This is a genomic window from Clostridium rhizosphaerae (genome assembly GCF_016765585.1).
GTDB lineage: Bacteria > Bacillota > Clostridia > Clostridiales > Clostridiaceae > Clostridium_AT > Clostridium_AT rhizosphaerae.
In genome coordinates, this window is record NZ_JAESWC010000012.1 from 99,905 (window position 1) to 110,595 (window position 10,691).

The following is a 10,691-nucleotide window of genomic DNA, read 5'->3' on the forward strand; positions in this document are numbered from 1 at the left end:
ATAAATTTTTTTATTATTAGTCTTATCTGCGAAGCGAAAGTTTCATAGAATTCAAATAACACGCAATAGGTTTAAGCTGTTTTGAGGATAGCCCTTTTTATTTACTAACCTTTTACATTCTACATTAATTTAGGTACTATTAAAATTTTGCTTTCCATAGTAAAATATACTTCAGGAAGGTGAAAAGAATTGATAGTTTTAAGTTGCAAGGATATTCATAAAAGTTATGGAATTGATGTCATTTTAGATAAAGTCACATTTAATATAAATGAAGGTGAAAAGGTTGGACTTATTGGTGCTAATGGAGCTGGTAAAACCACTCTTTTTAGAATTTTAACCGGTCAGCTTGAACAAGACAGCGGAGAACTATTTATAGACAAGAACAAAAAGGTGGGTTATCTCTCCCAGCACTTGTCACTAGAGAGCGGCAGCACTATATATGAAGAACTTTTAACGGTTTTTAAAAATCTTTTAGATATGGAAGCTAAAATCAGTGAACTTGAAATCAAGTTAAATGAGCCTTATGATGCGTCAAAACAAGAGTATCATGAAAAAATAATTAACGAATACACAACTCTATCTGAACTTTATGATCATAGAGGCGGATATACCTATAAAGCTGAAATTAGCAGAGTATTAAAAGGACTTGGATTTGGTGAGGCTGATTTTAATAAGAATATTAATATATTGAGCGGCGGTCAAAAAACCAGAGTTGCTTTATGCAAACTTCTTTTAACAAATCCTGAAATACTTCTTTTAGACGAACCTACAAATCACTTAGATTTAGATGCTATAGAATGGCTTGAAGATTACTTAAAAGCTTATAAAGGTACAATAATTATTATATCCCACGATAGATTTTTCTTGGACTCAATAACCAATAAGACAATCGAATTGATAAACGGCCATGTGAACAGCTATGCTGGAAACTACACAACCTTTGGGGAATTAAAGAAAAAGAATTATGAAGTACAGCTAAAAGCATATAATCTTCAACAATCCGAAATAAAGAGACAGGAAGAAATAATCGAAAGATATCGCTCCTTTAATAGAGAAAAAAGCATAAAGGCTGCCGAAAGCAGAGAAAAAGCACTTGAAAAAATAGAGAGAATTGAAGCTCCTGATATTGAAACTAAAGCTTCAAAAATAAATTTTGATACTCAAATCAAATCAGGTAACGATGTTCTTCATGTTGAGAATTTAAGCAAAAGTTATGGAGACAAGAGATTATTTCATAGCCTTAATATGGATATAAAAAGAAGTGAAAAAACTGCCTTAATCGGTGAAAATGGAAGAGGTAAAACAACTTTATTTAAAATAATAATGGATAAGGTTTTACAGGATACTGGTATAAGCGTGCTTGGCAAAAACGTATTTATTGGTTACTATGACCAAGAACAGTCAAACTTAAATCCTGAAAAAACAGTTATAGATGAAGTTTGGGATGAATTCCCTAAAATGACCACTACACAGGTTAGAAATGCTTTAGCTGCATTTTTATTCACAGGTGATGATGTATTTAAGAACATATCCACATTAAGCGGTGGAGAAAAGTGTAGAATAAACCTCTTAAAGCTAATGCTTTCAAAATCAAATTTTCTTCTGCTTGACGAACCTACAAATCATCTTGATATAGTTTCTCGTGAAGCTTTAGAAGACGCACTTTTAAGTTATGATGGAACAGTACTTGTAATTTCACACGATAGATATTTTTTAAACAAAGTTATTAATAAAATTTATGAGCTTAATGAGGATGGTATAAAAGAGTATCTTGGGAACTACAGTTATTATGTTGAAAAGAAAAAAAATCCTCAAAGATATGAAGAAGAGCTTTTGAACCAGGGCAAAACTAAAACTCAAATTCAAGAGGAACGTAAAAAGAAAAGAGAACTTGAAAAACAGGAAAAAGAAAAGCAGCAAAAATTAAAAACAGTAGAAAATTCCATTAGTGATTATGAAAATAAACTTTTAAAGCTTCAAAATGAGCTTTGTCTTGAGGAAGTATATTCTAGTCCTCAAAAAAGTGAAGAGATAAATAAAGAAATTGCTGCTGCAGAAAGTGTCTTAGAAAAACTTTATAGTAATTGGGAAGAACTTGTATAAAAAGGCAGCTATATAGATTTCAAAGTTAATCTATATAGCTGCCTTTATAATTTATGCCCGCAATCTGGACAAAATTTAAAATCTCCTTTCAGCTTCCCGCCGCAATAAGGGCAAAAACTGAATTTAATCTCATTTTGCTCTGATAATTCTAAATTATATTCTAGTGCAGACTTTAATTCTTCCCTATTTATAGGAGTATGAATGACAGCATCAATATCTTTATGCTTATAATCCTCAAGTTGTATAGGATTATTAGAAGAAAGTATGCATTTTATCTTCCTATTTACATTTTTAATCTTTTGTATCAATTCATCGCCTAATGTATTTTTCATAATTAAATTCGCAATAACAATATCAGGATATGAATATTTAGTTTTTTCCATAGCTTCAAATTCATTTGTTATTTCAACATCATAGCCCATTTCATCAAGTATGTCTCTCATTATCATACTTTCAAACCTACAATCATTTATAAGGAGTACCTTACTCATAAATTTCTCCTTTCACTCGAAACACTGGGTAATCTAAAGCACTCGTTATCACTCGCAGATTACCCGTCAAAGTCCATTTAGGACTTCGACCTCCTTTCACTCGGAACACTGGGTAGTCTATGACTGCTCGCTGCCACTTGAAAGACCTCCCGTATAAGTGCATTTAGCACTTATAGCTCAATTGCCAAAATAAATCACCATTGTTATAATTGTACCAAATATTTGCATAAAGATAAATATTTTTATTCTTTAAAATGCAAAACTATTAGATCCAGCTCTGAACTGTTGCCAACTCTTATCGGTGGTCCCCACGTGCCTATTCCTGAAGTAACAACAATATTAAAGTTATCTTTTTTTAAATATCCATAATCTATTTCGTAAAGCCTTCTTGTAATATATTCGCTTGGAAACATCTGTCCCCTGTGTGTATGTCCTGAAACCTGCAAATCCACACCTGCTTTTTGAGGCTCCTCCAAGTTTTTAGGGTTATGGTCCATCAAAATAATTGGAAGACTTTTATCCACTCCATTTAATATTTGATCCAGAGTTTTTCTTTCCTTCTTATTGTAGCTTAGAGATGCTATATCCTGTCTTCCAGCAATGTAAAAACTGTCATCAATTTTTACACAATCATCAGAAAGTACTTTTACTCCAGATGCTTTTAAATTGTTGACAATCCCTTCAACCTCTCCCCCATAATATTCATGATTCCCTGTTGAAAAATATACTCCGTATTCAGATTTTAGCCTTTTAAAATTCTCTCCCATATTTTGCTTTACAAAGGGCGACAGTTTTTCATCCACAATATCTCCCGGCATTAATACGATATCAGGATTAAGTTCGTTAACCTTATCTATCATCTTTGTAAGTCTTGCATTATCTACTATACTGCCAAGGTGGGCATCGGAGAACATAGCTATACGAAGTTCTCGGACATTACCCGCTTTTTTAGCTACATTTATATCATACTGACTAACCTTTATATTCTTAGCATTATAAGTTCCATAAATTAATATTCCTATGACAATTAGAAATACAAACAACCCTGCATAGGTCTTAATAAATGTATTTTCACGAATTCCTTGAGGAATAAAGCTTGCTTTTCCTCCAATAAATCTCCCTATATCCACTAAAGGAAGAATTATAAGAAAATACAGCATTGCAGCCATCCAATATGCACCGACCAAATTTAAATATCCTTCTACACTATTAGGTAAAAATTTCTCTCCTAAACGTGCCAAAATAAAAGAAACTGCAATTATTGAAAATAAAATCCAATAAATCTTTGCGTTTATAAAAGGGATCAGGCTCCCTACTCCCTGCCAGCCTCTAAGCCCAATGTAATAATTAACCCCTCCAAACATTAATATTGTAACAATAATCATTAGTACAAAACCTACTGTTTTCATATCTATCTCCTTATAATCCTATGTCAAAGCTTTTTATCAATATTATATAGCAAAATTTAAAATTTTTATAACATAAGTTAATAAAATTCCGAACTAAAATGTCTGCAGGCCCCGCTTTAAAATCCGTAGGGCTTTGCGTGGAAAATAATATATAAGCTTAGTGCTTACTTTGCGTATGTTCTCTAATTATATTAGGTTTTGTTAAAAGCGAGTAATGATCTTTCTATCATTCACATATTTAAATATAGCCCTATAAAAATATTCAAATATATATCTATTTAAATATTTACTTGAGCCATGCTGGTTTGCAGTAGATTTGCTTTCTACGATATCAAAGAACATGCTCATATAAACACTATTATTAAACAACCTAAATATTAAAAAGTTTTAGTTATATATAATGCATAAGTTCTTACATTATATATAAAAACAATCATTGAGTAAGTCAATTGCGTATAAGATGCATAGGCTGGACGTAAAGACCGAGAACAGGTGTAGAAAATAATATTTTAATTTGATTGATAACTTTGCCCATGTTCTTGGCGAAGCAATGCTAAAAAGCTTAGAGTCTCTCTTTTGAGCAAGCTAAAAGTATTTTAAGTTTACTAAAGATATTTTGAAGCCTGCAGCCATTAAAGAAACAAGAAGTCAAACGAATTCCTAGAGACTCTTAGCTTTTCAGCATTGCAAGTCTTAGAACATACGCAAAGTTATCATAAAGTAAAATATTATTTTCTACGCAAGGCTCTAAGGTCTTTGCACCACAGCCTGCGGCTATTTTATTTCGCAATCTACTTTTAGGTTGATTTAATATGAAATTATTGGTAAAGTTTATATGTAAAGGTTATTTTTGAAAGGGGGCATTTTAATGCAGGTTACTATGTCAAGTTTTTTGCAGGGGAGAAAACCTATATTAAAAGAACTTATAGGTATTTTAGCAAAAGACTACAAATATGTTTCTATACTGGGAACTGATAGTAAAGGTAAGACCTATAATGTACAAAGAACTGGGGTAAGTCTAAACGACTCTTCTTGGTCAGAAAGGGGCTTTGTTGTTAGAGTTCATAATGGTATTAACTACTCTGAATTTTCCTTTAACAACATTGACAAAGATACTGTAAATCAAGTTGCTGAAGAGATAAAAATGAAAATTAATAATCAAATAAAGGCGCTTGAAACGTCACTTAACCTTAACAACTATGATTTAATCAAGGAAGAAGAACTAATCAAAAGTTTTTATGGAGAAGTTGAAAAACTTCCTGAAAGCAAAACTTCTAAGGAAAAAATTGAATTCATGACTGCTTTGAAAGATAAAGCCTTTAATTTATCCAAACTACTGGTTAATTTTAGAGTTGCTTATAATGAAGTTCATGTATCAAAAATATTTTTATCTGATAAAAAAGATTTAGAACAATCCTATATCTGGAGTGAAGGTTATTTATTTGCAATAGCAAGAAAAGAAGATAACACCAGATATGCTTATAAATCATTCTCAGGACTTAAAGCTGTTGAGCTTTTAGATGAAATGGAAGCTGAAGTTTCTAATGTGGTTTCATTAGCTGAAAAACTTTTAGATGCAAAACCAGTTAAACCTGGAGAATATGAAGTTATCTGCACACCTGAAATTTCTGGACTTATTGCCCATGAAGCCTTTGGTCATGGTGTTGAAATGGACATGTTTGTAAAAAGACGTGCTAAGGCTATTGAGTATATAGATAAATATGTAGCTTCAGAATTAGTTACAATGCATGATGGAGCTGCATCAGCTCATCACGTGTCCTCCTACTTATTCGATGATGAAGGTACTCTCGGAACAGATACTGTAATTATAGATAATGGTGTTTTAAAAAGAGGTTTATCTGATATTCTTTCCGCTATGAAGCTTAATACAATTCCAACAGGTAATGGTAAAAGACAATCTTTTGAAAGAAAAGCTTATGCTAGAATGACAAACACCTTCTTTGCAACAGGCAAAGATAAACTTGAGGATATGATTTCTTCAATAAAACATGGTTATCTTCTAGATGGAACTATGAGTGGAATGGAAGACCCAAAGAGCTGGGGAATTCAGTGCATGATAATGTATGGAAGAGAAATACTTGACGGTAAGCTTACTGATACAATAGTTTCACCAGTAATTATGACCGGATATGTTCCTGATCTCTTAAAATCAATATCAATGGTTTCAGAAACAGTTGAACTCTCTGGCTCCGGAGCCTGCGGTAAAGGTTATAAGGAATTTGCAAAAGTTTCAGATGGCGGTCCATACATTAAAGCGAAAGCGAGGTTAGGATAGTGATGATAGATAAAATAAAGAATCTTTTATGCACTATAAAAGATATTAGCGGCTATAAAATTGTTGAAACAAAAATTGAAGCTGGAGAGCTTTTCTTTGTAAAAAAAGGTCTTGATATGAACAGAGAAAAAGCAGTTCACTATTTTAGTGTAACAATTTATAAAGATTTTGAAGAGGGAGAAACTAAATATAGAGGTTCTTCCACTACTACAATTCATCCTACTATGAATGATGAAGAAATTACATCAAGTATGAGTGATGCGGCTTTTGCAGCAGGTTTTGTTAAAAATGAATATTATCCTTTAGCAAAACCTTCAATGCTTGCTCCTACTGAGATGTCAACCAACTTATTAAGTGATACTATAGAAAATTGGCTTCCTAAAATTACTGAAGCGGTATATAAAGCTGATACTCTTGAAAATGGCTGGATAAATTCAACAGAAATATTTTTAAATAAGATTTATACTAGAATTGTTAATTCTGAGGGTGTTGATGTTTCCTATAACAGTTATAAAGGTGAAGTAGAATTTATAACCGACTGGAAGGAAAACGGAGAGGATATAGAGCTTTACAAAAGATTCGACTTTTCAGAATTTAATAGTGAAGAATTTACTGAAATAGTTAAAGAGCAGCTTAAAATAAGCAGAGATAAGGCTATTGCTAATCCAACTCCTGCTTTAGGAAAATGTACTGTGCTGCTTACTGGAGGACCTGCTGAAGAAATGTTTAATTTTTATTCTGCTCAATCAAGTGCCCAGGATAAATATAATCACACCTCCAGTGCCGAGCTTGACAAAAATATTCAAGGCAATGAAGTTTTCGGAGATTTAATTAATATAACCTTAAATCCTCAGTTAAAAAATTCAACATATTCTGTTCCTTACGATACGGATGGTTTTCCACTTCAGCCAGTCAAAATTTTTGAAAATGGTATTTTAAAAAGATATTGGGGAGATATAAGACATTCTCATTATCTTAATCTCGAACCCACTGGATTAATCAGAAATATTGTTGTCGAAGGTGGAAAATATTCGGCTGAAGAATTTAGAAAACAACCTTACCTTGAACTTGCAGCTTTCTCTGATTTTCAAATGGACGGCTTAACAGGAGATTTCGGAGGAGAAATCAGACTTGGCTGGTACTTTGACGGAGAAAAAACCATACCAGTTACAGGAGGCTCAATTTCAGGAAATATCAAAGAAGTTCAAAAAAATCTATATCTTTCTAAAGAACTTCAAAAAAATAATGGTTTTTATGGACCAAAGACCATAAAACTTCTAAATGTATCCGTATCTGGCATAGAATAAGTGTTTAAACAAATTAAAATTAACATATAATAATTCTGCAAGCTTCTTTAAGAAAAAAAGTCTTACTATTTAGTTCTGCAGGAGGACAATACCATGGGAAGAAAAGAATATGAAAATAGAGAACGCTCAACTGGACCTAATAGCGCTAAGTATGATTCAAGAAGTGCAGAATTTAAGCAGATGAATAAGCAAAATGAGAAAAATGGCAAGGATAAATTTAAAAACACTACAATGTAATTAAGGAAGGCTATTGCCTTCCTTTTGTATTTGCAATATTTTTGCCCAAAATCTTTCTGACAAGCAATCCGACAAAAAGCAAGAGTGGCTGTCTTATGCTTAACCCTATAGATATTTGAGACCATGGAAATGCTAGAAAATTGATATACTTATTATGATCTTTCACGAGCTGATTTGTAAGCTGTGCACTTCTTACCTGCTGCATGCATACTACTACAAATTGCTTCATTACATCAGCACCTAAGACTCCCACCTCGAAAAAAGTCCAAATCAAAACAGAAATTGTCCAACTATCATAGCTGCAACTGTTATTCTCTTAATCCCTTTCTTCTTACTTACCGTTGGATAAACCATCCCTAATGCCATAATTACCATTCCTATATCAGAAAAAGTATAAATACTGTTTGTATCTCCTAATACATTTTTTATATATTTTTGATTTTCATTAAGGCTTCTGCTGATTTTATCTTTCTGCATAATTATCACCCTTTGTAAAATAAACCTAAGTATAATTATAACCACTATATGGGAAACTATATTGATTCTTTATAGTCACTGACAATTGTTAAAAACTTAATTTATTACTTTCTAATAATGATTATTGACTAATTATCAGAATTGTTTTATAATTAAATTAATGAAATATAACTTAACTTTATATAAATATAAAATAATTGAGAGGGTGAAGTTTATGAAATATCAAGATAATAGTAATAAAGAAAAAGATAATCAAAATGTAAAAAGTAGCTTCTCTAAAGAATTTGCAAGCAGATATGATGAAATAGATAAACTTACTGAGCAGACTTATATAATTAATTTGATGTAAAAATAAACCCCAGTTTAAGTATCAAAATGTACCTAAGCCGGGGTTTATTATAAGTTTTTAGAAAATCAAATGATATAATATCGGTATAAGTATTGCAGGAAGTAAATTTGCCACCTTTATTTTAGTGAGGCCAAGCATATTAAAAGCAAGCCCCATTATCAGAAGGCTTCCTACTGCTGAAAGCTCGGTTATTACTGTTCCTACAAGTATTCCTTGAAGTGCAGAAGCTGCAAGAGTTATTGTACCTTGGTATGCAAAAACAGAAATTGCCGAAAGAGCCACACCTATTCCTAGCGTTGATGTAAACATAATGGCCGATATTCCGTCAAGCATGGCCTTAGTAAAAAGTATTTTGTAATCACCTTTAAGGCCGCTGTCTAAAGAACCTAATATAGCCATAGCTCCCACACAATATACAAGGCTTGCCGTAACAAACCCTTCTGAAACTCTTCCGCCCTTGCCCTGAAGCTTTGCTTCAATATTGTCTCCAAGTTTTTTTAGCCCTTTATCTATATCAATAAGTTCGCCTATAAGCGCTCCAATAACTATTGAACAAATTATCAATATCATATTTTCTGATTTTATGGCACCCGAAATTCCAATAACCATAATGCAAAGAGCAAGCCCCTTCATTATATTATCATTTACTCTCTCTGGAATCCCACCCTTTAAAACAAATCCTAATAGACTTCCACCTATTATTGCTAGAGAATTAACGATTGTTCCCAGCAAACTATTACCCCCCTATAATTTTCAGAACAGATTATCTATAATTACTAAACTGTAAGTCAATTCCGAAGTCTTTTCCTTTTAAAAGTGTAATTGCCGCCTGAAGATCATCTTTATTTTTTCCTGTAATTCTAACCTGATCCTCCATTATTTGAGCCTGCACTTTTATTTTACTGTTTTTTATTTCTGCTACTATATCCTTTGCTTTTTCCTTCGATATGCCATTTACAAGCTTTCCTGCTTGTCTTACTGTACCAAGGCTTGCATTTTCAATTTTTCCAAGATCCAAAGCCTTAGGAGATATACCTCTTTTTATAAATTTAGCTTTTAATATTTCAACAACTGAATTAAGTCTAAACTCATCATCGGAGGCAACTTTAATCTCATCCTCTCCTAAAGTTATTTCTGTTTTACTTCCTTTAAAGTCATATCTTTGTTCAATTTCTTTTTTAGCTTGATTAACTGCATTATCTACTTCCTGCATATTAACTACTGAAACTACGTCAAATGAATATGTACTTGGCATAATATCCTCTCCCTTCTTACTAAAGATAAACATTACGCAAACTTAACTTACAGACAATAAAAATAGCAAAGCTTCACAGCTTTTTTATTGTCTGTAAGTTTATAGTTGAAGTTGTTTATCCATATTTCAATATATTAATAGAGTTTACTCATTTTATCAATATTTATCCAAAAAATTCTAAAAAAAACCATGTATAAATTTCAAAAAAGTTATATAAAACATTCAAAGTGTATTGTATTTTAGTGCTCTTGTGCTATAATTATTATTGAGCAAAGGCTTAATTATTTGTTTGGGTCAATTTTTCAAGGAACTTTTATCCCCTTTAATCAGAAAAGGGAAGTAGTCCAAGAACAAATTAGTCCCTAGATTAAAGGAGGATTTTTAAAATGGATAGAAACATCGTATGTAAAGATTGCGGAAAAGAATTTGTATTTACTGAAGGCGAACAAGCTTTCTACAAAGAAAAAGGATTTGAAAATGATCCAGTTAGATGCCCAGAATGTAGAAGAGCAAGAAAAGCTGAAAAGAACAACAGCAGAGAAAGAAGATTCTAGTTTATAAAGAGAGGTTTAACCTCTCTTTTTTATTTGAGAAAATAACTGCAACTGTATTAGTTAAGTTATGCAGTAAAAATTATATAAAAAAACAAAAGCTGTCCTGAAAACTATTTAAGGTGACCCTAAAAAATGGCATACCAAAATAAGCCTGCCTTTAGGTAGGCTTTTTTCATGCCATGATTAAAATTTAGGTCTGTGGCATCAAGCTCA

General features: G+C 32.0%; 12 protein-coding genes. 6 read left to right on the top strand and 6 right to left on the bottom strand.

Annotation, left to right across the window (positions count from 1 at the left end; translation table 11 throughout):
- The first annotated feature begins 189 nt into the window (after window positions 1–189).
- Window positions 190–2,103 carry a ribosomal protection-like ABC-F family protein gene (gene abc-f, locus JK636_RS15920; protein WP_202749977.1) on the top strand — a complete coding sequence of 638 codons (1,914 nt, stop codon included), beginning with the start codon at window positions 190–192 and terminating at the stop codon, window positions 2,101–2,103.
- A gap of 44 nt (window positions 2,104–2,147) precedes the next feature.
- Here the strand turns inward: abc-f and JK636_RS15925 are convergent, their stop codons facing one another.
- Together JK636_RS15925 and JK636_RS15930 are read right to left on the bottom strand one after the other, a co-directional pair.
- Entirely contained in the window at window positions 2,148–2,594 is a 447-nt protein-coding gene (locus tag JK636_RS15925) for a response regulator (protein ID WP_202749978.1), read from the bottom strand.
- A 242-nt stretch (window positions 2,595–2,836) separates the two neighbouring features.
- A complete protein-coding gene (locus tag JK636_RS15930) occupies window positions 2,837–4,003 on the bottom strand; it encodes a metallophosphoesterase (RefSeq protein WP_202749979.1) in 1,167 nt (388 codons plus the stop codon).
- 868 nt (window positions 4,004–4,871) lie between these two features.
- On the opposite strand from JK636_RS15930, the gene JK636_RS15935 reads away from it, so the two are divergent.
- From JK636_RS15935 to JK636_RS15945, 3 genes are all read left to right on the top strand, one after another.
- Window positions 4,872–6,299: a TldD/PmbA family protein gene (locus JK636_RS15935; RefSeq protein ID WP_202749980.1), complete on the top strand. Its 1,428-nt coding sequence runs from the start codon at window positions 4,872–4,874 to the stop codon at window positions 6,297–6,299.
- A 2-nt stretch (window positions 6,300–6,301) separates the two neighbouring features.
- Window positions 6,302–7,606 (top strand): metallopeptidase TldD-related protein, encoded by a 1,305-nt coding sequence (locus tag JK636_RS15940; RefSeq protein ID WP_202749992.1) that lies wholly within the window; start codon window positions 6,302–6,304, stop codon window positions 7,604–7,606.
- 93 nt (window positions 7,607–7,699) lie between these two features.
- Window positions 7,700–7,843 carry a hypothetical protein gene (locus tag JK636_RS15945; protein WP_202749981.1) on the top strand — a complete coding sequence of 48 codons (144 nt, stop codon included), beginning with the start codon at window positions 7,700–7,702 and terminating at the stop codon, window positions 7,841–7,843.
- Between the two features lie 10 nt (window positions 7,844–7,853).
- On the opposite strand, the gene JK636_RS15950 is transcribed toward JK636_RS15945, so the two are convergent.
- Entirely contained in the window at window positions 7,854–8,072 is a 219-nt protein-coding gene (locus JK636_RS15950; RefSeq protein ID WP_202749982.1) for a hypothetical protein, read from the bottom strand.
- Window positions 8,073–8,113: 41 nt separating this feature from the next.
- On the bottom strand, window positions 8,114–8,320 hold the full coding sequence (locus tag JK636_RS15955) for a hypothetical protein (protein WP_202749983.1): 207 nt from the start codon (window positions 8,318–8,320) through the stop codon (window positions 8,114–8,116).
- Between the two features lie 214 nt (window positions 8,321–8,534).
- On the opposite strand from JK636_RS15955, the gene JK636_RS23905 reads away from it, so the two are divergent.
- Window positions 8,535–8,669 (top strand): hypothetical protein, encoded by a 135-nt coding sequence (locus tag JK636_RS23905; protein ID WP_274601619.1) that lies wholly within the window; start codon window positions 8,535–8,537, stop codon window positions 8,667–8,669.
- Between the two features lie 57 nt (window positions 8,670–8,726).
- On the opposite strand, the gene JK636_RS15960 is transcribed toward JK636_RS23905, so the two are convergent.
- Window positions 8,727–9,401 carry a DUF554 domain-containing protein gene (locus JK636_RS15960; protein WP_202749984.1) on the bottom strand — a complete coding sequence of 225 codons (675 nt, stop codon included), beginning with the start codon at window positions 9,399–9,401 and terminating at the stop codon, window positions 8,727–8,729.
- Window positions 9,402–9,432: 31 nt separating this feature from the next.
- A complete protein-coding gene (locus JK636_RS15965) occupies window positions 9,433–9,924 on the bottom strand; it encodes a YajQ family cyclic di-GMP-binding protein (RefSeq protein ID WP_202749985.1) in 492 nt (163 codons plus the stop codon).
- A gap of 386 nt (window positions 9,925–10,310) precedes the next feature.
- On the opposite strand from JK636_RS15965, the gene JK636_RS15970 reads away from it, so the two are divergent.
- Window positions 10,311–10,478 (top strand): zinc-ribbon domain-containing protein, encoded by a 168-nt coding sequence (locus JK636_RS15970; RefSeq protein ID WP_202749986.1) that lies wholly within the window; start codon window positions 10,311–10,313, stop codon window positions 10,476–10,478.
- Window positions 10,479–10,691 lie beyond the last annotated feature (213 nt).

Coding starts and splice junctions, on each gene's coding strand:
- JK636_RS15935 (WP_202749980.1), top strand. CDS start 4,872: ATGCAGGTTACTATGTCAAGTTTTTTGCAGGGGAGAAAACCTATATTA.
- JK636_RS15940 (WP_202749992.1), top strand. CDS start 6,302: ATGATAGATAAAATAAAGAATCTTTTATGCACTATAAAAGATATTAGC.
- JK636_RS15945 (WP_202749981.1), top strand. CDS start 7,700: ATGGGAAGAAAAGAATATGAAAATAGAGAACGCTCAACTGGACCTAAT.
- JK636_RS15930 (WP_202749979.1), bottom strand. CDS start 4,003: ATGAAAACAGTAGGTTTTGTACTAATGATTATTGTTACAATATTAATG.
- JK636_RS23905 (WP_274601619.1), top strand. CDS start 8,535: ATGAAATATCAAGATAATAGTAATAAAGAAAAAGATAATCAAAATGTA.
- JK636_RS15925 (WP_202749978.1), bottom strand. CDS start 2,594: ATGAGTAAGGTACTCCTTATAAATGATTGTAGGTTTGAAAGTATGATA.
- JK636_RS15955 (WP_202749983.1), bottom strand. CDS start 8,320: ATGCAGAAAGATAAAATCAGCAGAAGCCTTAATGAAAATCAAAAATAT.
- JK636_RS15970 (WP_202749986.1), top strand. CDS start 10,311: ATGGATAGAAACATCGTATGTAAAGATTGCGGAAAAGAATTTGTATTT.
- JK636_RS15950 (WP_202749982.1), bottom strand. CDS start 8,072: ATGAAGCAATTTGTAGTAGTATGCATGCAGCAGGTAAGAAGTGCACAG.
- JK636_RS15965 (WP_202749985.1), bottom strand. CDS start 9,924: ATGCCAAGTACATATTCATTTGACGTAGTTTCAGTAGTTAATATGCAG.